Here is a 24,488-nt window from a genome sequence, read left to right as displayed (position 1 = left end):
GGACCCCCAAATCAGCCACGCCTAAGGAAGTTTCCCCAACAGGCTGGCGCGCCGTCGATCGAGGCCCGCGCGAGCCCGGCGATATCCTCGCCGTTACGGTCTTCGCGGCCAATTATGGCATTTTAAGCCCCTGATGGTAAATGGTTCCTCAAGGAGCGACGGCTGCGATGGCGTTTCCCTTTGGCTCTGGAGGCGGCGATGACGCGGCGCGACGATGTGGATAAAACTCAAATTTCCCAGCCAAGCGCCTTCACAGCGCTGGGCATGCGCGCGGAAGCCGAGCCGATCGCGCCGGGCCTGCATGTCGTGGCGACGCCGATCGGCAATCTGCGCGACATCACTTTGCGCGCGATCGCGACTCTCGCGGCCGCCGATGCGGTGATCGCCGAGGACACACGGGTTTCACATAATCTCCTCGCCCATTATGGCGTCACGACCCCGCTCGTCGCCTATCACGAGCATAATGCGGCGGTGATGCGCCCACATCTGCTGGCGCGGCTCGCCGAAGGCGCCGCGCTGGCGTTGATCTCCGACGCCGGCACGCCGCTCGTCTCCGATCCTGGCTACAAGCTGGTCGCCGAGGCGCTGGCGGCGGGCGTCGCCGTCACCAGCGTTCCCGGGCCCTCCGCCGTGCTGGCGGCGCTGGTGGTGGCGGGGTTGCCGACCGATCGCTTCTTTTTTGAAGGCTTTTTGCCGCCCAAAAGCGCGGCCCGGCGCGCGCGCATCAACGAATTGGCCTTCGTGCCCGCGACATTGGTGTTCTTCGAATCGCCCCGGCGCCTTGCCGAAATGCTGACCGATCTGGCCGCCGAACTGGGCGACCGCCCCGCCGCCGTCGCGCGCGAACTCACCAAGCTTTACGAGACTACGCGGCGCGGAACCCTTGCCGCGCTTGCCGCGCAATTTGATGCGGAAGGCCCCCCGAAGGGCGAAATCGTCGTCCTCGTCGGGCCGCCGGACACCGCCGCGCCGGTCGCGGAAGAGGAGCTCGACCGGCTGTTGCAGGGCGCGCTCGAAAGCCTGTCGGTCAAGGACGCCGCCGCCGCCGTCTCCGCGCAAACGGGTGCGCCGCGCCGGCAGGTCTACGCGCGCGCGCTGACCTTGGCTGGTTCGAAACGCTAGATGGGCCGCTCCGCAAGGCCTGACGCGAAGCGGCGCGCCCATCTGTTCGGCCTGCGCGCCGAATGGCTCGCGGCCGCCTGGTTGCTGCTCAGGGGCTATCGCATTCTCGCGCGCCGGTTTTCGGTCGCCGGCGGCGAAATCGACATTGTCGCGCGGCGCGGCGACGTCGTCGCCTTCGTCGAGGTGAAGGCGCGCCCGGGCCTCGATGAGGCGGCGATCGCGATCAGCGAGGTCAAGCGCCGCCGCATGTCGCAGGCGGCCCGCGTCTGGCTGACGCGCAACCCTTGGGCGATGAGCGCGACCTTGCGCGGCGATGCGGTTTTCATCGCGCCGGGGCGCTTGCCGCGCCATCTGCCCGCCGCCTATCTCCTGGACATTGATTGAGTCGGGAAATGTTGGCCGCGGCGGCAAAAAGTCGACGGCGCTCCAACTCTGTGGTCAAACAAGTCCGAAATCTGACGCAACCGCCAACGCTTTCCCATCCGCAGGCAAAAATCCCATGACTCTCACCGTCGCGGTCCAGATGGACCCTGTCGAGCGCATCAAAATCGCCGGCGATTCGACCTTCGCCTTGTTGCTGGAGGCGCAGGCGCGGGGGCATCGCCTTCTCTATTATACGCCCGACCGCCTGACCCTGAACGGCGCCCGCGTGCTGACGCAGGCGCAGTCCCTGACCGTTCGCGACATCCAGGGCGAGCATGCGACGCTCGGCGAAATGCACGGCGTCGATCTGGCCGATGTCGATGTCGTGCTGTTGCGACAAGACCCGCCTTTCGATCTCGCCTATGTCACGACGACCCATCTGCTCGAGCGCATTCATCCCCGCACGCTTGTCGTCAACGACCCGCGCGCGGTGCGCGACGCGCCCGAGAAGCTGTTCGTCATGGACTTTCCCGAACTGATGCCGGCGACGTTGATCTCGCGCGACCGGGCCGCCATCGAGGATTTCCGTAACGAACATCGCGAAGTCGTCATGAAGCCGCTCTACGGCCATGGCGGCGCAGCGGTCTTCAAGATTGGCCCGGGCGAACCGAATTTCGGCTCGATTTTCGATATGTTCAGCACGACATTCCGCGAACCCTGGGTGATCCAGAAATTCCTGCCGGAGGTCGCCCAGGGCGACAAACGCATCATTCTCGTCGATGGACAGGCGCTCGGCGCGGTCAACCGGGTGCCGGTCGGCGACGACATCCGCTCCAATATGGTGCGCGGCGGCGCGGCCAAGCCGACCGAACTGACGGCGAGAGAACAGGAGATTTGCGCGCGCATTGGGCCGGAGTTGAAGCGTCGCGGCCTGCTGTTTGTCGGCATCGACGTGATCGGCGGCCATTTGACGGAAATCAACGTGACGTCGCCGACCGGCCTGCGCATCATCAAGCGCCTGGGCGGCCCGGACCTCGCCGCCGCGATCTGGGACGCCATCGAGGCCAAACGCGGGGCCGCCAGACCTTGAATGTCCGGCGCTATATTGCGCCTGCCCGTCCCCCTCATGCTAAAAGCCACTCCGATGGAATCTGCCTCGGTCCAAAGCGCTCCCGTCTCGCGTTCGCGCCGCTCGGTCGCCGCTCCCAAACGGAGCAGCGAGAGCGCGCGCCTTGACGCCGAAATCGCCACCTTGCGCGCTCAGATCTCCGACGACGAAAGCTTTCGGCAGGGGGCGGTCGCCATCGTCGCCGCCGCGCTTGAGGAAGGGCGCGCCGAGGCGCGGCGCTTGCTTGAAGAGGGCGGCAAGGGCCTTGCTTGCGCTGCCCGCATCAGCGATCTCGAAGACGAGATTATCGCCGCCATCCACGATCTCGCTCTGCGGGCCGTCCATGGCGCCAAATCCGCTCCCGTCGGCGGCGTGACGATCGTGGCGGTCGGCGGCTATGGGCGCGGCTTGCTCGCGCCAGGTTCCGACATCGACCTCCTGTTTCTGCTGCCGGACAAGCGAACGCCCGGCGCCGAAAAGATCGTCGAGGCGATGCTCTATGTCCTGTGGGATCTGCGCCAGAAAGTCGGCCACGCCACGCGAACGGTCGACGAATGCCTGCGCCAGGCCAAAGCCGACATGACCATCCGCACGTCCGTGCTCGAAGCACGCTTCATCCTGGGCGACCGCGCGCTGTTCGACACTTTGCGCGAACGGTTCGACAAGGAAATCGTCGCCCGCTCGGCGCGCGAATTCGTCGCCGCCAAACTAGCCGAACGAGACAGCCGCATCAAACGCATCGGCGCCTCGCGCTATGTCGTCGAGCCCAATATCAAGGAGGGAAAAGGCGGGCTGCGCGATCTCAACACGCTGTTCTGGATCGCCAAATATGTCTATCGGGTGCGCGATACCCGCGAATTGGTCGGCGCCGGATTGTTCACCGCGAAGGAATTCGCCTTGTTCCGCCGCTGCGAAGAATTCCTTTGGGCGGTGCGTTGCCACCTGCATTTTCTGGCGGGACGGCCTGAGGAGCGCCTGAGCTTCGATTTTCAGCGCCCGATTGCGCAAAAGCTGGGTTACACGCCCCGCGCCGGCCTGACCGACGCCGAACGTTTCATGAAGCATTATTTCCTGATCGCCAAGGATGTCGGCGATCTGACCGCCATCGTCTGCGCGGCTTTGGAAGAGCGGCAGGCCAAGCCCCGCCCGGTGCTCGATCGCTTTATCGGACGGTTGCGCCGGCGATCGAGCGTTGTCGCCGACGCCAAGGATTTCAAGATCGAATTCGATCGCATCAGCGTCGTCCGCGACGACGCTTTTGAACGCGATCCGATCAATCTGATCCGCCTGTTCTGGGTGGCCGACCGCGGCAACCTGGCCATTCATCCCGACGCGACGCGTCTCGTCACGCATTCGCTGAAACGCATTGACGCGAACTTGCGCAACGACCCGGAGGCGAACCGTCTTTTCCTCGAAATACTGACCTCGCGCCACTCGCCCGAAACGGTGCTGCGCCACATGAACGAAGCCGGCGTGCTGGGGCGCTTCATTCCCGATTTCGGCCGTATCGTCGGGATGATGCAATTCACCATGTATCACCATTTTACGGTCGACGAACATTTGCTGCGCACGATCGGGGTGCTCGCGAATATCGAGGCGGGTCGGCTGGTCGAAGATCATCCTCTGGCCAGCGAGTTTCTGCCGACGATCGCCAATCGCACCGTGCTCTACGTCGCCGCTTTCCTGCATGACATCGCCAAGGGCCGGGGGGTTGATCATTCGCTCGCCGGCGCTGAAGTGGCGCGTCGTCTGTGTCCGCGCTTTGGCCTATCTCCTGTCGAGACCGAGACGGTCGTCTGGCTGATCGAACAGCATCTGACGATGTCGATGACGGCGCAGAGCCGCGACCTCTCCGACGCGCGCACGACAGAGACGTTCGCCGCCATCGTGCAGACGCTCGAGCGCCTCAAAATGCTGCTGGTGCTGACGATTTGCGACATTCGCGCCGTTGGTCCGGGCGTCTGGAACGGCTGGAAAGGTCAGCTCCTGCGCACTTTGTTCTGGGAGACGGAGGTCGTCCTGGGCGGCGGCCATTCGTCAATCGATCGCAAATCGCGGGTCGTCGCGGCGCAAGAAGCGCTGCGCCGCGGGCTGCCCGGCTGGTCCGATCCCGATTTCGAGACATACGCCGCGCGCCATTATCCCGCCTATTGGCTCAAGGTCGATCTGGCGCGCCAGATCGCCCAGGCCAAGCTGCTTTATGCCATGGCCTCCGACGTTCGATCGCTCGCGACCGAAGTGGCGACCGACGCTTTTCGCGGCGTGACGGAACTGACGATCGTCGCGCCGGACCATCCGCGTCTGCTGTCGATCATCGCCGGCGTCTGCGCGAGCGCAGGCGGCAATATCGTCGATGCGCAGATTTTCACGACGACGGACGGCCTCGCGCTCGACACGATCTTCCTGTCCCGCGCGTTCGATCTCGACCAGGACGAATTGCGCCGCGCCGACCGCATCGCCAAGGGCATCGAAAAAGCGCTGCGCGGCGAGATTCGCCTGGGCGAAATGGTCGCCGCCAAGCGCGGCCCCGACGCCCGCGCCAAAGCCTTCGCCTTGGCGCCCGACGTGACGATCAGCAACAATCTGTCGAATCGGTTCACCGTGCTCGAAGTGTCGGGGCTAGACCGGCCGGGGCTGCTTTTTGACCTGACCGCCGTGCTTTCCAGGCTGAACCTCAATATCGGTTCCGCCCATATCGTCACTTTTGGCGAAAAAGCGGTCGATTCTTTCTATGTGACTGATTTGACAGGTTCGAAAATCGTCTCGCCGGCGCGCCAGGCCACGATAAAGCGCAATGTTTTGGCGATTTTCGATTCCGCCGAAGAAAAGCGCGCCGCGGCCGCGCATCGCCCCGGCGCTTGATTTTTGGCGCGCAAACCCTGATATCCGCCCCGCCCGCCACAACAGGATTGATCATGAACGACACGACCAAGGCGCAAGCCAATGACGCCGCCCATGAGGCTGCGTCCGAGGAAACCATCGCGACGCAAACGGAGGCGGAGCGCGACGGATTCGCCGTCGTCGAGGCGCTGAACGCCGAGAATGCGTCGTTGAAAGACCGCGTCCTGCGCACGCTGGCCGAAATGGAAAACCTGCGCCGCCGCACGGAACGCGAAGTCGCGGACGCCAAGACCTATGGCGTGAGCGCTTTCGCCCGCGACATGCTCAATGTCGTCGACAATCTGACGCGCGCGCTGGAGAGCCTGCCCGACGACGCGCGCGCTAGCGCCGATGGCGCGCTCAAGAGCCTTATTGACGGGGTGGAATTGACGGCGCGCGATCTGAGCGTCGCGCTGGGGCGCCATGGCGTGAAGAAGCTGGAGCCGCAGGGGGAGAAATTCGATCCCAATTTCCATCAGGCGATTTTCGAGACGCCGGATGAAACGCTGCCTTCAGGCACGGTCACAAAAGTGGTCCAGAGCGGATGGACGATCGGTGATCGCGTGTTGCGGCCCGCCATGGTGGGCGTTTCCAAGGGCGGCCCGAAGGCAGTGAAGGCGGAGTGACGGGCCCGCGTTTTCCTGTCACGATCCCTTTGCGCGATGGCTTTATAGACCATCGTTGACCGGGAGGATGACATGGCGGCGCATGGAACGTTCAACTGGAACGAACTGATGACCAACGATGTCGCGAAGGCGAAGGCCTTCTATGCTGCGACGTTAGGTTGGACCTTTACCGATATGCCGATGCCGGCGCACGGCGTCTATACGCTGGCCCATAGCGGCCCGGCGATGGCCTGCGGCATGATGGACATGACCGGCGTCACGCCGCCGGGCGTGCCGCCGCATTGGTTCAGCTATATCGAGGTCGACGACGTCGATCACCGCGTCAGCCTGGTCGAGGAAAACGGCGGCAAGGTGCTGCGGGCGCCGTTCAACATTCCCAATGTCGGGCGCATCGCGATCATCGCAGACGCCGCCGGCGCGGCTTTCGGCCTGATGACCTCGACGCCTCGGAGCTGAAGGGCGGAGCGTCCGGCCACGCGCGGGAGCATCCTCGTTCAGCGACTGGACTGGATGTGGTTGCGCACGACGGGATAAATCTGATTGTCCCAGCGGCGGCCGTTGAAGACGCCGTAATGACCGACGCCGGCCTGCATGTGATGCGTTTTCATATAGGGGCGCAGGCCGCCGCAAAGGTCCTGCGCCGCGAGCGTCTGGCCGATGGCGCAGATGTCGTCCTTCTCGCCCTCGACCGTCAGCAGGAATGTTTTCTTGATCGCGCGCGGTTCGATCGTTTTGCCTTTGAATTTCATCTTGCCGAGCGGCAGCAGGTTTTTCTGGAACACCTGCTCCACCGTTTCGAGGTAGAAATCCGCGCTCAAATCCATGATCGCGAAATATTCCTTGTAGAATTCATGGATCGCGTCGGCTTTCTCGAAATCGCCCGCGATGCGATGTTTGAACAAATCCACGAAGGATTTGGCGTGACGCTCGGCGTTCATGCTCATGAAGGCGGAAAGCTGCAGGAATCCGGGATAGACCCGCCTGCCGCCGCCCTTCAGGCGCGCCGGGACGGTGCCGATCATCTTGTCGCGGAACCATTCGATCGGCTTTTCATTGGCCAGATCGTTGACCTTGGTAGGCGAAATGCGCGTGTCGATCGGCCCCGCCATCAGCGTCAGGCTCGCCGGTTGATGGTTGGCGCCTTCCTGGGCCATCGCCGCCGTCGCCGCGAGCGCCGAAACGGCGGGCTGACAGACGGCGACGATATGCGAATCCGGCCCCATATGCCGGACGAAGTCGATCAAATGCTGGGTATAATCGTCGAGGGCGAATGGCCCGGCGTCCAGGGGAATGATGCGCGGGTTGATCCAGTCGGTGACATAGACCTCGTGGTCCCTGAGCATCGTCTTGAGCGTGCCGCGCAGCAGCGTCGCGAAATGGCCCGACATCGGCGCGACCAGCAGAACCTTCGGTTCGCCCGCGCTGGACGTTTTGCGGAACCGCCGCAGATCGCAGAAATCGGTCGACAGAACGACTTCTTCCTCAACGGGGATCGTCTCACCGCGCACTTCGACGCTGGGGACATCGAAAGCGGGCCGCTCATGCGTGAAGCCGGCCAAGGCGACCACTTCGTAATAGGCCGCCATTCGCTGGAATGGCGAAGCGAAAGGGCCGGACGCCCAGGTCGTGAGGATGCGCTCGGCGTTGAATGCGAGCAGGCGGACGGCGTCGCCGACGTCGGCTAAGGCCTGATAGGAATCGTACATCATTCCATTCCGCTCGATTCCGGCACGCTTGTTTCGACGCGGCTCAAATGAAGCAAGCGACGTGCCACTGGCACGTCATTTGCTTTGAGAATCAAAGGTTTTTCTTCAATCATGGGCGTCGCCGATGTCGAAAACGACGATCACCCTCAGCAGCAAGAATTATTCGTCCTGGTCGCTGCGCGGTTGGCTGATGGCGAAGTTCGCGGGGATCAAATTCGAGGAATCGATCGTCGCGCCCGACGATGCCGACGCGCGGGCCGAAATTCTGCTGCTGTCGCCGAGCATCCTCGTGCCCTGCCTCACCTATGACGGAATCAAGATTTGGGACACGCTGGCGATCGGCGAGTTTCTCAATGAAATTGCCCCCAAAGCGGGCTTACTGCCTAAAGATCGGGCAAAACGCGCCCATTGCCGTTCGATTTGCGGCGAAATGCACTCGGGCTTCGTGTCGCTGCGCCAGGCGCTGCCGATGAACATCAAGGGGCATTTCCCGAAGTTCAAAGTCTGGTCGAAGGCCAAAGCCGACATTGAACGCATCACCTTCCTGTGGCGCGAATGCCTCGACGCGCATGGCGGCCCGTTCCTGTTTGGCGAGCTTTCGATGGCCGATGCGATGTATGCGCCGGTTGTGAGCCGGTTTCGCACCTATGACGTCGCGCTCGATCCTCAGACCCAGGCCTATGCCGATCGCATCTGGGCGCTGCCGGCGATGGTCGAATGGCGCAAGGCGGCGACGGCCGAGCATGAGGAGATCGAGGAACTCGAAGTCGAGTTTTAGGGCCGCTCCCGCTATGGGACGCGGGATGGGATATTCCGCGCGGCTCAGCGCGCGGTGAGGTCGGCCATCTCGGGCGATGTTGCGCTACGGGCCAGCGCCTGGCGCGCCTGCCATTCGGTTCCTGAATCGACCTCCTGATAGAAACGCGTCTCGCCGCCGGCGAGCGAGGCGAGCGGCAGGCCGTTGCGATAGAGCAGGCGGTTGCCGGCGAGCGCAGGCAATTTCGGCCCTGGCGTCAGGACGCCGACGAGATTCAAAGGGTCGGCGCCCGATAGCGACACCCAATCGTCCGAGCCGTTCTTGCGCCGGGTCTCGCGCAGCAGGCCGATCGCATCAGGCAGCGCGAATTGCTCGCCGGAAAAGCCGGCGACGAACCGACCACCGCGAATCTCGCCGCGCGCCTCCAGCCGCCGATAGACGCGCAGCAAATCGCGCCACGGCGGCAGCCACGCCGCCTCGCGCTCCAACGAACGCCAGAACACGACGCCGTAACGCGCCAGCAGCGTGCGCGCGACATGCTCGACCGCTTCCGCGCTGAATTGTTTCTCGCCTTGCGCCGTCTTGACGCTCTTGGCGCTCTTGGCGCTGCGCGCGAGCGCCCAACGGCCGGCGCCCTCCATGCCATAGCCGATGGAGCGCCGTTTGCGACGACCGCCCGCGGCGGGCTTGCGTCGGCTGGAGGGAACGAGAAGCGCGCGCAATCCGCCAAAACTATCCGAGGTCACGAGGCCAAGCGCCACTAGTTCCGCGAGCGCCTCCTCGACTTGCGAACGCAACAGGCCGGCGCCGGCGAGCATTTCGTCGAAGAAGGAGGCGCCGTGCTCGCCGATAAAGTCCATGACGGCCTGGGCGCCCGCCCTCGGCTGCTGGCCATCCGCCTTCTGCGACAAGAATTTCCAGAGCGGCGCATGACGGCGCGCCAGCAAAGTGATCGGCGTGGTGCGCAAGGGCGTCGCGCCGCGCTCGGCGCCATCCGGTCGCGCCTCGCGCGGCTTCAACCGCGCCCAGGCGACGCGCCCAGCGAGGCATTCGTCGTCGAGCCAGGCCGGCTCATAATCGGCGACGCGCGCAGGCAGGATTTCGGTCTCCCAGGCGCCGGCCGGCGCCTCGAAGCCTTCGAGCTGCGCGACGGTAGCTGCGAGCGCGTTCGGACCCTCCATCCGCGCATCCGCCGTGACGTGCTGCCAGGCGAACAGGAACCGCAGGAAATCGCGCGCGGCGACCGGCTCGATTTCGGCGCGCAGGCGATTGACGGTGTAGCGATGGATGCGCGCAAGCAGCCGCCGCTCGCACCATTCGTCGACATTCGCGCCGCGCGTGAACCGCCCGCGCATCGCAAAGCCTTCCGTCTCCAGCGCAATCAACGCCGCCGCTATCGCGTCCGGCTCAAGCCCGAGCGGCGCCGCCAGCGTGGCGGGACTGACGGGGCCGAGGCCTTCCAGCCTGCCGCGCAGGATTTCGACCAGCGCCGTCTCGCGCGACCGTGGATGATCGGCGTAAGCGGCGGGCGCGGCGATCGCAGGGTCTTGCCGCGGTTCAGGCCACAAAGCGAGAAACTGGGGCAGACGCTCCGCGGCGATCCAGATGTCTATCCCCGGCGCGCGCAGCCTGGTGGCGCGGCCCTGCCGCGCGAGCGCCTCCAGCCAGCCTTTCCAAGGCGTCGCTTCGTCGGCGCTGAGAAAGCCGAGCCAGGACAGCGAATCGTGCAGCTCATCCTCGTTGACCGGATCCGGCCATGCCTCCGCGCGCACCCGCACGATCGCCTCGGGATCGAGCCGGCCGATGTCGGCGGCGTCTTCAGGCGAAAGCCAGCGCCGGCCCATCACGGCCTGCGTGCGGCGCTCCTCCAGCGGCGCATCGTCGAGGAAGGCGTAGGGCTTGGCGGTCAGCACTTCGGCGGCGAGCGGCGAAGGCTCCGTCAGATCGCAGGCGACCACCTGCACCACGCCCGCCTCGATCCTGGCGAGAAGCCGCTCCAGGCCGGCGATATCCATAGCATCGGTGAGGCAATCGGCAATCGTCTGATTGACCAACGGCTGGTCCGGAATTTCGCGCTCGCCGACGAGATTTTCGGCGCAGGCGATTTGGTCGGGAAAGACGGCGGCGATCAGGTCTTCCGCCTCCATGCGCGCAAATTGCGGCGGAATCTTCCGCCCGCCGCGCATGCGCGGCAGCGCCAGCGCAATTCCCGCCGTCCAGCGCCAGCGCGTGGCGAACATCGGCGAATCGAGCATCGCCTGGATCAGAACCGACCGGACGCTCGCGGAATGCAGATAGCGCGCGACATCGGCGAGTTCGAAACTATGAGCCGACGTCAGCGACAGCACGATATTGTCTTCGGTGGCGGCGGCCTGCAGTTCGAAATTGAATTTGCGGCAAAAGCGCTTGCGCAGCGCAAGGCCCCAGGCCCGATTGATGCGGCCGCCGTGAGGCGAGTGCACGACAAGCTGCTGGCCGCCCGCTTCGTCGAAGAAGCGTTCGAGCACGATTGTTTCCTGCGTCGGCAGGCAGCCGAGCGCCGCATGCGACGCCGCGAGATATTCTGCAAGCTGCAACGCCGCAGGCTCGCTCATTCCGCGCTCGGCGACGAGCCATTCGGCGATCTGGATCGCATCGACGCCCGCTCGCAGCCTTGCGGCGATTTCACCGCGCAGTCGCGACACCGACACCGACAATTCGTCGCTGCGAGCCGGCGCTTCGCCGAGCCAGAATGGAATGGTCGGCGGCATGCCGCGCGCATCCTCGACGCGCACCGTTCCGCGTTCGACGCGCAGGATGCGATAGGCGCTATTGCCAAGCTGGAAGACATCGCCGGCCATGCTCTCGACGGCGAAATCCTCGTTGACCGAACCGACAGTCAGATTCTCCGGCTCCATGACGACGCGATAGTCGGCATTGTCGGGAATCGCGCCGCCCGATGTCAGCGCGGTCAGGCGCGCGCCGCGCCGGCCGCGCAGCATGCGATTGACGCCGTCATGATGGATCAGCGCGCCGCGCCTGCCAAGGCGCGTACTGAAGCCGTCGGCGAGCATGCGGGTGAGTTCGGCGTAATCCGCGGCCGCGACGCTGCGATACGGCCATGCGCGGCGAAACAGCGCGAGCAATTCCTCCTCGTTCCATTCCTGCGCCGCGACTTCGGCGACGATCTGCTGCGCGAGCACGTCGAGCGGCTGATGCGGGATCGTCAGGCGGTCGAGTTCGCCGCGCCGTACGCTGTCGAGGAGCGCCGCGCATTCGGTGAGTTCATCGCGCGACAGCGGAAACAGCCGTCCTTTCGGCGTGCCGCCGACAGCATGTCCCGAGCGCCCGACGCGCTGTAGGAAGCTCGCGATCGAGCGCGGCGAGCCGAGCTGGCAGACAAGATCGACGTCGCCGATATCGATGCCGAGCTCCAGCGAGGCCGTCGCCACCAGCACTTTCAATGCGCCGCGTTTCAGCCGCTGCTCGGCGTCGAGGCGCAACTCCTTGGCCATGCTGCCGTGATGGGCGGTGACGTGCTCTTCGCCAAGCCGCTCCGACAATTGCCCGGCGACGCGCTCGGCCATGCGCCGCGTATTGACGAACACCAACGTCGTGCGGTGCTCGGCGACGAGTTCCGCAATCCGGTCGTAGTTCTGGCGCCAGACCTCGGCCGACATCACCGCTTCAAGCGGCGAGAGCGGGACTTCGAGCGCGAGATCGCGGCCGCGGATATGGCCGCCATCGACGATCTCGCAATCGGCGGCGCCGTCGTCGCCGGCCCCGACCAGGAAATGCGCGATCGTCTCGATCGGCTTTTGCGTCGCCGAAAGGCCGATCCGCTGCAGCGGATGCGCGCAAAGCGCCTGCAGGCGCTCCAGCGAAAGGGCTAGATGCGCGCCGCGCTTGTTGGGCGCGAGGGCGTGGATTTCATCGACAATCACGGTCCGCGTCGTCTTCAGCATTTTGCGGCCGGATTCCGAACCGAGCAGGATGTACAGCGATTCCGGCGTCGTGACGACGATATGGGGCGGCCGGCGGCGCATGCGGTCGCGCTCGGCCGACGGCGTGTCGCCGGTGCGCACCCAGGCGCGGATATCGACGACAGGCAATCCCAGCTTCCGCAGCTCTTCCTGGACGCCGCTCAGCGGCGCCTGCAGATTGCGCTGGATGTCGTTCGACAGCGCTTTGAGCGGCGAGACATAGACGACTTGCGTTTCGTCGAGGAGTTCGCCCGCCACCCCTTGCCGCACGAGTTGGTCGATCGCCGCCAGGAACGCGGCCAGCGTCTTGCCCGATCCGGTCGGCGCGGCGACCAGCGTGTGGCGTCCCGCGCTGATGGCGGGCCAGGCGCGCGCCTGCGCCATCGTCGGGGCGCCAAAACAGCGGCCGAACCAGCCCGCCACCGCCGGGTGGAAAAGATCGGCCGGCTTCAGGGGGGAGATGACGGACAACACGCTTCTCCTCGGACGCGCCCGCCCGGAGCTTCCGAAGGTCCGACGGCGGCCCCCGTAATAAGGGCATTGTCGCGCAGAATATCAAGCGCCCGGCGGGTTCGACGATTTCTAGCGCCGCCTGCGCTCGTAACGACGAAGGAGCGGTTTCCTCATCAATCCTCCTGATCCGGAGGGGACGTTTGGTCAGACTTTTACGTCAGGGCGCGCGTGCGAGAGCGTGAGGCGATGGCGTGAACGGCGCCTACGCGATCACCGCAATATCGAGACGCAGGAGTAACCGAGAAGAGCCGAATTTGCGCCCCAAACAGCGGCCGGGCGGTCGGGAGCGCAATCGTTCGCATTATGGATAATGCGATCGGGTCCTCCTGGTCCCGTTGATACGATGGCGGAATATTGGCTCCTGTCTGGCGAGGCCGCGCCTGCAAGCGGAGGGCCGCTTTGGGCGAACGCCGCGGAGGAAAGACTTAGAAGCGTAATGATGGTCAGTTGAAGTTTTCTCATGATTTTCTCTTCCGGGTTTCTCTGTCAGAGCGCTGATGAGGCGACTCGGGGCAGAGCCGATTTATTCCCAGCGCAAGCTCGTTTTGTGCTGAGCGAGAGGCGACGATTTGGGCAAAGCCTCGCGTTCGCGCTGCGTTGCGCGTTCAGGTCAAACCGCTGCTGGGAATTGAAGTTCGCGACTGTCGCCACATGGCGAGGCGCAACGGTTTACGCGTTCGATCCCGCCATGAACCTTCGCTCCTTCCGTCGCCTATGGACCCAAAGCTGGCGGGTCAGCCGACGCACAATGAGTGCTGCGACGCGCGGGTAATCTCAACTAATATAAATTTTAGTCTGAACGGGAACCGGCCGTAGCGTCGCCGCGCAGGCGCAAGGCTACCCACGACTCTCGTCGGGCGTCGTGAAGATTCCGGTCTCGAAAAACCGCTCCATGATCGCGGTCGCGGCGCTGATGTCGATCCCGCGCTGTGCGAGCCAGGCATCGTCGAGATGGGTGCTGCGATAGCGCTCGCCCGAATCGCACAGCAGCGTCGCCACCGACCCTTTCTCGCCACGGGCTTCCATTTCAGCAATGATCTCAGCCGCCGCCCAGAGATTCGTTCCCGTCGATCCGCCGCAGGATCGGCCGATCCGGCGCGACAGCACGCGCGCGCTGGCGATGCTCGCCGCGTCCGGCGCCGTGCAGGCGCGGTCGATCAATTCGGGAATGAACGATGGCTCGCATCGCGGGCGCCCGATGCCTTCGATCAGCGAAGGCGGCCCGGCGACGGCGCGCACGCTTCGGTCGGCCAGATGCCGGTGGAACACCGACGCTTCGGGGTCGGCGAGGCAAAGCCGCGTCGGCAGGCGGCGATAACGGATATAGCGCCCGAGCGTCGCTGACGTTCCGCCCGTTCCCGCTCCGATCACGATCCAGGCCGGGATCGGATGCTCCTCGCTCGCCATCTGGCTGAACATCGATTCGGCGATGTTGTTGTTGCCGCGCCAGTCGGTGGCGCGCTCAGCGAACGTGAACTGATCCATGTAATGGCCGCCGAGGGAGGCGGCGAGGCGGGCGCTCTCCTCGTACATCGCGGCGGCGCTGTCGACGAAATGGCTCTCGCCGCCATAGAAGGCGATCTCAGCAATCTTCTCGGCGGAGGTGGCGCGCGGCATGACGGCGATGAAGCGCAGGCCGAGCATGCGCGCGAAATAGGCCTCGGAGACCGCGGTCGAGCCGCTCGACGCCTCGATAATCGTCGTGCGCGGCCCGATCCAGCCGTTGCAAAGGCCGTAGAGGAACAAGGAGCGCGCCAGCCGATGCTTGAGGCTGCCCGTGGGATGGGTCGATTCGTCCTTGAGGTAGAGCGCCACGCCGCGCACGCCGGGCAGCGGCACGTGCAGCAGATGCGCGTCTGAGGAGCGGTTGAAATCAGCCTCGATCGATTGGATGGCGTCGGCGACCCAGGAGCGGATGGATGGGACGGGGCTGGCGGTCACGCGACGATCCTCGTCCTGTCGCAACGCGGCGCGGGCGTCGGGCGAATTGTCAACCTCTACCAGCGATCTGCGTGAAGGGCGAGCGATGGCTAACCAGGCAAGCAATTGCGACCGCGTGACGATCGCCGGTCGCCATCATGCCGGCGCCGCAAAGATTTGCGCTGCGAAACAGCCTGGAGCCAGCTTGGCCCGGGATGATGCCGCGGCCCTCAACGATCCGAACGTGAGTCCTTCACGGGAGCAAAAAGTGAAATTGTCGATTCGTGCGCTCGCCGGCCTTTGTTTTTTGCTGGTTTCGGGAACGTCGGCTCTTGCCGCTTGCACGCTGACCAAGGTCACGGAAATGCCCTTGATCGTCTTGGGCGACCATTATGCCGCAATGGTTCAGATCGGCGACGTGACGCGCCCTATGCTCGTCGATACCGGCGCGGCGCAAACCATTCTGAAGTCGAGCGTCGCCGATGAGCTCAAATTGACGCCCGATAGTTCCCTTGCGGAGGTCAAGCCAGTCTTTGGCATCGGGCAGACGACAACGCAGGTCCATCTCAATGTCATTCCGTCCGTTTTGGGGCTTGGCGATCTTGTTTTGCGCGACCGCAGCACGGTCGTCGCCGATATGGACGACGGCGCTTCGGCGGAAAAAGCCTCCGCTGGACTGCTGGGCGACGACATCTTGTCGCAATATGAGGTCGAGTTTGATTTTCCCTCGAAAAAATTGACCTTTTATCGCGCGTTCGGCTGCTACGGCGCCTTTACGCCCTGGACTGGAAGCTACTCGTCGATCCCCTTCGTGCATGACGGTACGAAGATCATCATCGACGTCATTCTCAACGATGAGCGAACCCGCGCGATCGTCGATACCGGCGCCGATGTTTCGGTCGTCTCGCGAAGATCGCTAGCCCTCTGGGGCATGCCTGACGATCATTTTGTCGACACGAAGGCTCAGATCGGCACGTCATTGAACGGCGGGTCGGCCTTCGCGCTGCAGATGTTTCTTTTTGATAAAGTGACAATCGGAAAGGAAGTGTTCCCGGCGCGGGTCATGAGGATCGCCGATATTGATTTCTACGTCGGCTCGGCTCTTCTCGGCCTCGATTACTGGAAGACCCATAAAATCTGGATTTCCTATCGGAACGGCCGGATGTTTCTCGCCGACAAGGCGTCAACCACGACGCTGGCTTATCCCGTGGAGAAAGAGCCGCCCGCCGGTGAGGACATAACGGCTGCTCCAGCGAAAGGCGGAACCATGGCGGAGGTCGCTCCGAGCGACGAAGCGCCGGCCGATAGGCAAATATCGACCAACGAGGGGGCGGCGTCGACGGCGGTCGACGCTGTGCACACAGAGCCCGTCCTTCACAGAAGCATCATGAAGGACCAGCCGGCATGGCTGCTGCCTGTCTACAGCCTAGAGGAGGACTGCGAATCGTTAGCGCCGACGGTGACGTTCTCAAAGCCGCCCGATCATGGAGCCGCGTCCATGGAGGTGCGCGATCGCCATGCGGCATATCCGGCCGGCAGCCCGCTCGAGAAGTGCAACGCGCGGACGATTCCGATGATCGTCATCAAATATACGCCGGCGGCCGGTTACATCGGCGAGGATACGATCACAATCGACGAGGCCTATGCCGACGGAAAACATCGAATCCGGCATGTGGATGTGACGGTCGATTGAGCAATCCACTCCGCCAGTCATGCACGTTGTGGCGATAGCGCATGTCCGCGTCGCCCTCACCGCAACGGCGGCGCATAAAGTATTCCGCCCGCCGACCACAATTGATTCAGCCCGCGCGGAATGGCCAGTTTCGAACCCGAACCGATATTGCGCTCGAAAATCTCGGAATAATTGCCGACCTCTTTGACCGCTCGGATCGCCCAGGCATTGTCGAGGCCGAGCTTGGCGCCAAAGGCGCCTTCGGCGCCGGTGAAGCGGCGCGCGTCGGGCTTGGTCGAAGCGAGCGCCTCGTCGATATTGCTGGACTTGATCCCGAGCTCCTCGGCGTTGATGAGCGCGAAGGCGACCCATTTCACAATATTGAACCAGGCGACGTCGTCGGCGCGGACGACGGGGCCCAGAGGCTCCTTGGAAATGATGTCGGGAAGGATGATGGCGGCGTTGGGTTGGGAAAGATTGCCCCGCTCGGCGTAGAGCCCCGACTGATCGGTCGAGAATACGTCGCACGCGCCGCCTTCCAGCGCCTTGATCACTTCGGCGATCGTGTCGTAGGCGTGCAGGGTGTAGGTCATCGAATTGGCGCGGAAATAATCGGCCAGATTGAGTTCGCTGGTGGTTCCCTTCTGCACGCAGATCGAAGCCTTATCCAGTTCCAGCGCCGATGTGATTTCGGGCTTGCGCAGCGCCATGAAGCCCTGGCCGTCATGATAGGTGACCGCCGCGAACAGCAGGCCAAGCGAGGCTTCGCGATCGAACGTCCAGGAGGAGTTGCGCGAGAGCAGGTCGATCTTGCCCGCATGAAGCGCGTCGAAACGCTCCGCGGCGTTCAGCGGGATATAGGTCACCTTGTTCGGGTCGTCGAAGATCGCGGCGGCGACGGCGCGGCAGAAATCGACATCGAACCCGCTCCATTTTCCCGCCGCGTCGCGATCCGAGAATCCCGGCAGACCTTGCCCGACGCCGCATAGGAGCGAGCCTCGCTGCTTGACCACGTCCAGCGTCGAAGCGGCGGCGGCGGTCGCCAAAAGCGCTAGCAGCGCGGCGCCAAGATGGAGGGTTAGGCGCTTCGCGAGTCGGGGCATCGAGGGCGCTCCTAAAGGGTGGGGGCCTGGCGGATAATGACTTTGGTCCCAACGCTGGCATGCGAATAGAGATCCACGACATCGCCGTTGGCGAGGCGGAAGCAACCGGACGAAATGTTTTCGCCGATCGTTTCGGGCTGGTTGGTGCCGTGAATGCGATAGACCGTCCCGCCCAGATACATTGCGCGCGCGCCGAGCGGATTGCCGGGTCCGCCAGCCATGAAGCGGGGCAGATAGGGCTGGCGCTGGATCATCTCGGGCGGCGGAGTCCAATCGGGCCATTCCGCCATTTTCACGATTTTCACGAGGCCCGACCACTGGAAGCCCTGGCGGCCGACGCCGATGCCGTAGCGCAGCGCGCGATTATTGCCGAGCACGACATAGAGAAAGTGCTCGGACGTCTGGATGATGAATGTGCCGGGCGCCTCATTGGTGCGGAAGAAAACGAGTTGGCGCTTATAGGGGCCGTCATCGATGACGACCTCGTCGGTTGACACGCGCCCCGGTTCTTCGCCGATGGCGAGGGTTTCGCGCATCGCCGATTCCGGGGCGGCCTGGGCGCCGGCCGGCGCGCTTCCCGCGCACCAGAGGATGGCGGCGAGGGCGATCAGCGCCGGGCGCGATTGCGGGAGAAAGCGTGTGAAACTCGCGAGCATAGGCGCTCCTCGATGGCCGGGGCGCTCAACCGCGCGCCGCATTGCAACGGACATAGATGAAGGTGCCGTAGCGCGAATTCGTCTCGGGATTGACGTAACGCGCCACGAACATTTTTTCGTTGAGGGCGAGGATTTCGCGATCCTGATCGTCGCCAGGCGGCCCGGCAAAGCCCAGATAGGTTTTGCCGCCGGGGCCGCCCTTGAGCGTAAGTTCGTGAATGGTCGTGTCGTCGGCGACATGCATCATCACGCCGTCCGTCGGTCCTTTGGCGATCACATAGGGAAGCTTGCATTGGGCGCGGGCTTGCGCCTCGGTGCGCGCCCGGTCCTTTTCCTCGCGATAGGAGGCGACGCCCCAACTGCCGACGAGGCGGGCGACAGGATAGGCCGCGGGCGAGGCGGCTGGCGGCGGGGCCGCGGCCGGCGTGAAACTCTCCGTCAGGCCCCCGGCGCAGCCCGAAAGCCAAGCGCTGGCGGCGGCGGTCAGGACAATGCCTCGAAATCTCATGACGGCGTCCCCCGGCGATTATTGTCTTGGAACGGCTTTTGGAGCGGCTTCCGGCTACGGCGGTCGCTCCCATACAAAAATGTGCCCGGAATATCCAGTCTTGGCAAGCTAGGACGCACGTCCCTTCATTCATCCGGCGCCTCGACAGGCGTCATAGGGACATGATGCGCATTGCGTTATTTCAAGACTTGCTTCGCTCTGAAGGCTTTGGGTTTCTCAGCGAGAACAACCGCCGCCATTCTCCGCGCCAATGGGCGCAACGGCCGCGCGGCATGGTCGACGGCGCCGCTAGACCAGGTCGTCGATCGTCACACCGAGAGCCTCGGCGATCTTCTTGATCAAGCCGACGCTCCCCTCGCGGGCGCCGGTTTCGATTTGGCTCAAAAATGGCGCGCTGACGCCGGCTTTCGCCGCCAAATCCTTGCCGGAAACGCCACGATATTCGCGCCAGACGCGGACGGGGCTTTCGCCAGCGACCAGGCGCTTGGCGAAGGCGGATGGGATCAATTCCTCTTCCCCCGACGCCAGGCGCTGTCTGACGCGATCGGCCAAACGAACATCCTCGGCATCCTCGGCGGCGGCCACAAGACGCTCATATTCGGCCATGGGCACCACGGCCAATTTATCCCCGCTGGGCGATGTGATAATATCCACCTTGCTCATCTCGGACCTCATTTATAAATTCCGCCGCGCGGGCCAATTTCCAAAATAGCGATCGCCCCATCGTCTTCATCGAAGATGATGCGCCAATCGCCAACTCTCAGGCGATAGCTCGCACTGCCCTGCATCCTAATGACATTGTTCGCTTGCGACGCGGGATCCGTGGCATATTGCTCGATCTTGCGGATGATTTTCTGCGCCGTATTGGCAGGAAGGCGCCGCAAGGATTTGATCGCAGAATTGCTATAAGCTACATTCTTCACCATAGATAATTAGCATAATGCTAATCGTTTACAAGCGGAATCTCGCCTTGCGCGCCGCGCCTGCGGTGCGCGCAAGGTGCCTGCCGGCCTCATCGCCAATTGAGGTTCCCTTCCCCGCCCCGCGCTGCTATGCCCGCGCCAGCTTCATTCACGGCCATTGCGCAAAGGCCAAATCAACCGACATGACCACCCACACGATCGACAACATCCGCAATTTCTCCATCGTCGCCCATATCGACCATGGCAAGTCGACGCTCGCCGACCGGCTGATCCAGGAGACGGGGACGGTAGCGGCGCGCGACATGAGCGAGCAGATCCTCGATTCCATGGATATCGAGCGCGAGCGCGGCATCACCATCAAGGCGCAGACGGTGCGGCTCGATTATGTCGCCAAGGACGGGCGCGCCTATGTCCTCAACCTGATGGACACGCCCGGCCACGTCGACTTCGCCTATGAAGTCTCGCGCTCGCTGGCCGCCTGCGAGGGGTCGCTTTTGGTCGTCGACGCCAGCCAGGGGGTGGAGGCGCAGACGCTCGCCAATGTCTATCATGCGCTGGACGCCGGCCATGAGATCGTGCCGGTGCTGAACAAGATCGACCTGCCCGCCGCCGAGCCCGAGCGCATCAAGCAGCAGATCGAGGATGTGATCGGCCTCGACGCCTCCGAGGCGGTGCCGATTTCGGCCAAGACCGGCCTCAACATCGATCTCGTTCTTGAAGCCATCGTCAAGCGCCTGCCGCCGCCCAAGGGCGATGAGACGGCGCCGCTGAAGGCGCTGCTGGTCGATAGCTGGTACGACGCCTATCTCGGCGTCGTCGTGCTCGTGCGGGTGATCGACGGCGTCCTTCGCAAGGGCACCCGCATCCGCATGATGGGGGCCGACGCGCATTACGAAGTTGACCGCATCGGCATATTCCGCCCCAAAATGACCGACGCGGCTGAGCTCGGTCCGGGCGAGATCGGCTATATCACCGCGCAGATCAAGCAGGTCGCCGACACCCGCGTCGGCGACACGATCACCGACGACAAGCGTCCGACGGCCGAAGCGCTGCCCGGCTTCAAGCCGGCGCAGCCGGTGGTGTTCTGCGGCCTGTTTCCGGTCGACGCCGCCGATTTTGAGGATTTGCGCGCCGCGATGGGCCGCCTCAGGCTGAATGATGCGAGCTTTTCTTATGAGATGGAGACTTCGGCGGCGCTCGGCTTCGGCTTCCGCTGCGGCTTTCTCGGCCTGCTGCACCTCGAAATCATCCAGGAGCGGCTGGAGCGCGAGTTCAATCTGGATCTGATCGCCACCGCCCCGTCGGTGATCTATCAGATCGGCCTGACCGACAAGACGACGATCGAATTGCATAATCCGGCCGACATGCCCGATGTCGTCAAGATCGAGGAGATTCGCGAGCCCTGGATCAAGGCGACGATCCTGACGCCCGACGATTATCTCGGCGCGGTGCTCAAACTCTGCCAGGACCGGCGCGGCGCGCAGATCGATCTCAACTATGTCGGCAAGCGCGCGATGGTCGTCTATGATCTGCCGCTCAACGAAGTGGTGTTCGATTTCTACGACCGGCTGAAATCGATCTCCAAGGGCTACGCCTCATTCGACTACACGCTGACCGATTATCGCGCTGGCGATCTTGTCAAAATGTCGATCCTCGTCAATGCCGAACCGGTCGATGCGCTGTCGATGCTGGTGCATCGCGACCGTGCCGAATCGCGCGGTCGCGCGATGGTCGAGAAGCTGCGCGAGCTGATCCCGCAGCATATGTTCCAGATTCCGATCCAGGCGGCGATCGGCGGCAAGATCATCGCGCGCGAGACGATCCGCGCCCTGCGCAAAGACGTCACCGCCAAATGCTACGGCGGCGACGCCACCCGCAAGCGCAAGCTGCTCGACAAGCAGAAGGCCGGCAAGAAGAAGATGCGCCAGTTCGGCAAGGTCGACATTCCGCAAGAGGCGTTTATCGCGGCGCTGAAGATGGATGACTGAGGGAGACTGCCCGTCTACCAAGGCGGTAGGGGGTGAGCGATGCCGAAGGCCATAATCTTGAGGCGCGAACCATGACGGATGTCACGCATGATCCCGAGGCCGACGCCGTGTACATCACCGTCGGCGGCGGGAGGTTTGATCGCACAGCGGAGGCGGGTCCGTTCATTTACGATATGGATTCCGAAGGTCGGATCATTGGCATCGAAATTCTGTCCGCGAGTAGGGTTCTAGCGCCTGGCGACTGGAAGAACGCGCGGCGGCCAAACACGGAAAACGTCGACGCGGCCGAGTAGGCGTGTTCTCGCGGCGCTGAAGACTCGCCGCCGGTAAGTGGCCGATGAGCTGAGGCGGCCGCCGCGCCGACGATGCGCAGTCGCTCCAGACGGGGCTTGTAGCCCAGGCAAGCAGCGGGCTCTTGACCGCTGACGTTTGCCGGCCGGCGCGTCGCCGGCGTCAATATCGACGCCTCGCCGCCGTAAGGATGCGGCGGCGAATTTTGCGTTGTGTCTAATTGACGTTCTTGGCTACAAACGCGCCCGTCGCGGCGATCAGCTCATCGACCGTCTTGGTTTCGTCGAACACGTTGAAACCGTGGTCCATCGGGCGGACCCACAATTCACCGGGACCCTTGTGATAGGTCAGCAGCAATTGACCCGATTGGGGTTGCGGATAGACGATCGTGTCCTTGGTTCCGACCGCCACGAAGACGGGCCCGGGATATTTGGCGAGTTCGGCGACAGGGTCGATCGTGAATATGTCCTCGAAATAGGCTGTCTTCAACGCGACTTCGGCGCCCCAGGGCAGTTTCACCGTGATCGGTTTGCCGCCGCTGGCGAGCCCCGCCTGCACCCTATCGACGCCGAGGAAGGTTTCGATCGTCGCCGCGGGCGCCGATAGCGGGTTCCATAGCGCGACCGCCTTGATCGGATGGGTCGTTCTTCCCGCGACGGTCGCGGCCACCGCGCCGCCCTGACTCCAGCCGACCAAAGCGAGCTTCGTCGGATCGACAGACTTCTCCGTCTGCAGGAAATCGACCGCGGCGAGAGCATCCTTGATTTGCCCGGAGATCGTGGTGTCTTCGAAAGACCCGTCGCTGTCGCCGCCGCCGCGAAAGTCGATGCGCAAGCTCGCGATGCCCTTGGCCGCCCATGCGTCGGCGGCGCGCGAGTAAATGCCTTCCTTCAGCGAAGGAATTTGCATTTCATTGCGGCTGCCCTTGAAGCCGTGCAGTAGCAAAACCACCGGCGGCGCGCTCACCCCTTCCGGCGTCTCCAGAGTGCCGACGACCTTCTGTCCGTCGACCTGGAAAGAGATGACTTTTTGACTGGGCGCAGCATGGGCCGCTTCAAGCATCGGGAGCAAAAGCAAAGCCGCGGCGAACATTTTAATACAGCGCATCTAAAGCCCCTTGTTCATCGGTATTCTCGTGCTTGCTCACGCTAGGGATCGCTGGCTGTTGTGTAAAGCGACCGATTGCCTCAGTCTCGCGCGGCGATCTCTTTTGCGAGGATGGCCTATGATCCTTCCCCTGCCGCCTGATTTCGAGCGTCGCCAGCTTGATGTGAACGGCTATCGTTTCAACGCGATCGCCTGCGGAAACCCAACAGCGCCGCTTGTGCTTTTCCTGCACGGCTGGCCGTCCTTCGCCGATTGCTGGCGCGACATCATGGCGCCAGTCGCCGCGGCCGGGTTTCGCGTCGTGGCGGTCGACCAGCGCGGCTATTCGCGCGGCGCGCGGCCAAGCGAGATCGCCGATTACGCGGTTGATCACCTCCTTGCCGATGTCGAAGGCTTTTCGCAGGCGCTCGTCGGCGACGCGCGCTTTCATCTGGTCGGCCATGACTGGGGCGGGGCGCTCGCCTGGGCCTATGCGGGCCATTACGCGGATCGGCTCGCCTCGCTCACCGTCCTGTCGACCCCGCACGGGAAAGCGTTTCGCGAGGCGCTGCGCAGCGATTCCGAGCAGCAGCGCATGTCCGATTACATTCGCATCTTCCGGGAGCCCGATCATCGCGCGGAACGGGCTTTGCTGGGCGAGGGCGCTCGCAAGCTGCGCGCGATCTATGCCGGCAAATGTCCGCCCGCCGAGGTTGAGGAAAACGTCGCGCGCCTCAGCGAGCCCGGCGCGCTGACCGCCACGCTCAACTGGTATCGCGCGATGGACAACAAGCTGCTGGGCTTGCCTGTCGCGACGCCGACGCTGTTCATCTGGGGCAGTGGCGACCTCGCGCTCGGCGCCACCGCCGCCAAGGCGACGGGCGACTATGTGACGGGGCCCTATCAGTTTGAGGTGCTGGAGGGCTATTCGCACTGGCTGCCCGAGGAGGCGCCCGGGAAAGTGGCGCCATTGCTGATCGCGCACCTCGGGAAATTTGACGCGGGCCGGCGGGTCTAGGGTCTAGGGTCTAGGGTCTCATACCGCCAGAAATTACCAAGCCTTTTCAGTAGCGTATAAAGCGGCGTTGCGCCGCCGCCGCGCTTCTTGACGTCAGACAAGGAAATTCTGGATCGGCCGACCCTAGCCTGGGATGCGGCGTCGAGGTCCCGTCTTTCGGTCGGAATCATTGCTGGACCCGGCGTTTGCGCTATAGAAGCCGCATCCCTTGAAGCGAAGGTTTATCGATGCGCATTGCGATGGTTGGGACGGGCTATGTCGGGCTGGTGTCTGGGGCGTGCCTGTC

The 24,488-nt window shown here is 63.8% G+C and carries 20 protein-coding genes; 11 read left to right on the top strand and 9 right to left on the bottom strand.

Annotation, left to right across the window (positions count from 1 at the left end):
- The first annotated feature begins 198 nt into the window (after positions 1-198).
- The 6 genes from rsmI to GSQ90_RS15585 all read left to right on the top strand — a co-directional run bounded on the left by rsmI (position 199) and on the right by GSQ90_RS15585 (position 6,555).
- Entirely contained in the window at positions 199-1,122 is a 924-nt protein-coding gene (rsmI, locus tag GSQ90_RS15610) for a 16S rRNA (cytidine(1402)-2'-O)-methyltransferase (protein WP_158815779.1), read from the top strand.
- Complete coding sequence (locus GSQ90_RS15605) at positions 1,123-1,506, top strand: YraN family protein (protein WP_158815778.1); 384 nt, start codon at positions 1,123-1,125, stop codon at positions 1,504-1,506.
- A 115-nt stretch (positions 1,507-1,621) separates the two neighbouring features.
- A complete protein-coding gene (gshB, locus tag GSQ90_RS15600; RefSeq protein WP_158815777.1) occupies positions 1,622-2,575 on the top strand; it encodes a glutathione synthase in 954 nt (317 codons plus the stop codon).
- 54 nt (positions 2,576-2,629) lie between these two features.
- Positions 2,630-5,455 (top strand): [protein-PII] uridylyltransferase, encoded by a 2,826-nt coding sequence (locus tag GSQ90_RS15595; RefSeq protein ID WP_158815776.1) that lies wholly within the window; start codon positions 2,630-2,632, stop codon positions 5,453-5,455.
- A gap of 53 nt (positions 5,456-5,508) precedes the next feature.
- Positions 5,509-6,099, top strand: coding sequence for a nucleotide exchange factor GrpE (gene grpE, locus GSQ90_RS15590; RefSeq protein ID WP_174247490.1), 591 nt, complete (start codon positions 5,509-5,511; stop codon positions 6,097-6,099).
- A 72-nt stretch (positions 6,100-6,171) separates the two neighbouring features.
- Entirely contained in the window at positions 6,172-6,555 is a 384-nt protein-coding gene (locus tag GSQ90_RS15585) for a VOC family protein (RefSeq protein WP_158815775.1), read from the top strand.
- Positions 6,556-6,593: 38 nt separating this feature from the next.
- Here GSQ90_RS15585 and GSQ90_RS15580 read toward each other — a convergent pair whose 3' ends face one another.
- On the bottom strand, positions 6,594-7,808 hold the full coding sequence (locus GSQ90_RS15580) for a polyhydroxyalkanoate depolymerase (protein WP_371418388.1): 1,215 nt from the start codon (positions 7,806-7,808) through the stop codon (positions 6,594-6,596).
- Positions 7,809-7,929: 121 nt separating this feature from the next.
- Between GSQ90_RS15580 and GSQ90_RS15575 the strand changes: the two genes are divergently transcribed.
- Positions 7,930-8,583: a glutathione S-transferase family protein gene (locus GSQ90_RS15575; protein ID WP_158815774.1), complete on the top strand. Its 654-nt coding sequence runs from the start codon at positions 7,930-7,932 to the stop codon at positions 8,581-8,583.
- 44 nt (positions 8,584-8,627) lie between these two features.
- On the opposite strand, the gene GSQ90_RS15570 is transcribed toward GSQ90_RS15575, so the two are convergent.
- Entirely contained in the window at positions 8,628-12,995 is a 4,368-nt protein-coding gene (locus GSQ90_RS15570; RefSeq protein ID WP_246731625.1) for a DEAD/DEAH box helicase, read from the bottom strand.
- Positions 12,996-13,874: 879 nt separating this feature from the next.
- The gene (locus tag GSQ90_RS15565) at positions 13,875-14,978 is read right to left on the bottom strand and encodes a PLP-dependent cysteine synthase family protein (RefSeq protein ID WP_246731624.1); all 1,104 of its coding nucleotides are present in this window, start codon (positions 14,976-14,978) and stop codon (positions 13,875-13,877) included.
- 247 nt (positions 14,979-15,225) lie between these two features.
- Here GSQ90_RS15565 and GSQ90_RS15560 point away from each other — a divergent pair, with 247 nt between their 5' ends.
- A complete protein-coding gene (locus tag GSQ90_RS15560; RefSeq protein ID WP_158815773.1) occupies positions 15,226-16,650 on the top strand; it encodes a retroviral-like aspartic protease family protein in 1,425 nt (474 codons plus the stop codon).
- A 56-nt stretch (positions 16,651-16,706) separates the two neighbouring features.
- Here GSQ90_RS15560 and GSQ90_RS15555 read toward each other — a convergent pair whose 3' ends face one another.
- The 5 genes from GSQ90_RS15555 to GSQ90_RS15535 form a co-directional block, all read right to left on the bottom strand.
- On the bottom strand, positions 16,707-17,732 hold the full coding sequence (locus GSQ90_RS15555) for an amino acid ABC transporter substrate-binding protein (protein ID WP_158815772.1): 1,026 nt from the start codon (positions 17,730-17,732) through the stop codon (positions 16,707-16,709).
- A gap of 11 nt (positions 17,733-17,743) precedes the next feature.
- Entirely contained in the window at positions 17,744-18,388 is a 645-nt protein-coding gene (locus GSQ90_RS15550) for a L,D-transpeptidase (protein WP_158815771.1), read from the bottom strand.
- A 25-nt stretch (positions 18,389-18,413) separates the two neighbouring features.
- Complete coding sequence (locus GSQ90_RS15545; protein ID WP_158815770.1) at positions 18,414-18,896, bottom strand: hypothetical protein; 483 nt, start codon at positions 18,894-18,896, stop codon at positions 18,414-18,416.
- A 288-nt stretch (positions 18,897-19,184) separates the two neighbouring features.
- Positions 19,185-19,559 (bottom strand): helix-turn-helix transcriptional regulator, encoded by a 375-nt coding sequence (locus tag GSQ90_RS15540; protein WP_158815769.1) that lies wholly within the window; start codon positions 19,557-19,559, stop codon positions 19,185-19,187.
- A gap of 8 nt (positions 19,560-19,567) precedes the next feature.
- Complete coding sequence (locus GSQ90_RS15535) at positions 19,568-19,822, bottom strand: type II toxin-antitoxin system RelE/ParE family toxin (RefSeq protein WP_371418387.1); 255 nt, start codon at positions 19,820-19,822, stop codon at positions 19,568-19,570.
- Positions 19,823-20,001: 179 nt separating this feature from the next.
- Here GSQ90_RS15535 and lepA point away from each other — a divergent pair, with 179 nt between their 5' ends.
- Both lepA and GSQ90_RS15525 read left to right on the top strand, forming a co-directional pair.
- Positions 20,002-21,807: a translation elongation factor 4 gene (gene lepA / locus GSQ90_RS15530; RefSeq protein ID WP_158815768.1), complete on the top strand. Its 1,806-nt coding sequence runs from the start codon at positions 20,002-20,004 to the stop codon at positions 21,805-21,807.
- A gap of 32 nt (positions 21,808-21,839) precedes the next feature.
- Positions 21,840-22,100 carry a DUF2283 domain-containing protein gene (locus GSQ90_RS15525; RefSeq protein ID WP_158815767.1) on the top strand — a complete coding sequence of 87 codons (261 nt, stop codon included), beginning with the start codon at positions 21,840-21,842 and terminating at the stop codon, positions 22,098-22,100.
- A 214-nt stretch (positions 22,101-22,314) separates the two neighbouring features.
- On the opposite strand, the gene GSQ90_RS15520 is transcribed toward GSQ90_RS15525, so the two are convergent.
- Positions 22,315-23,205 (bottom strand): S9 family peptidase, encoded by an 891-nt coding sequence (locus tag GSQ90_RS15520; RefSeq protein WP_158815766.1) that lies wholly within the window; start codon positions 23,203-23,205, stop codon positions 22,315-22,317.
- 118 nt (positions 23,206-23,323) lie between these two features.
- Between GSQ90_RS15520 and GSQ90_RS15515 the strand changes: the two genes are divergently transcribed.
- Positions 23,324-24,202 (top strand): alpha/beta fold hydrolase, encoded by an 879-nt coding sequence (locus GSQ90_RS15515; RefSeq protein ID WP_158815765.1) that lies wholly within the window; start codon positions 23,324-23,326, stop codon positions 24,200-24,202.
- Positions 24,203-24,488: the final 286 nt, after the last annotated feature.

The organism is Methylocapsa sp. S129 (assembly GCF_009765995.1).
In the GTDB taxonomy this organism is placed as follows: Bacteria; Pseudomonadota; Alphaproteobacteria; order Rhizobiales; family Beijerinckiaceae; genus Roseiarcus.
The sequence above is the reverse complement of the archived record's forward strand: the minus strand, read 5'-3'. Positions and strand labels throughout refer to the sequence as shown.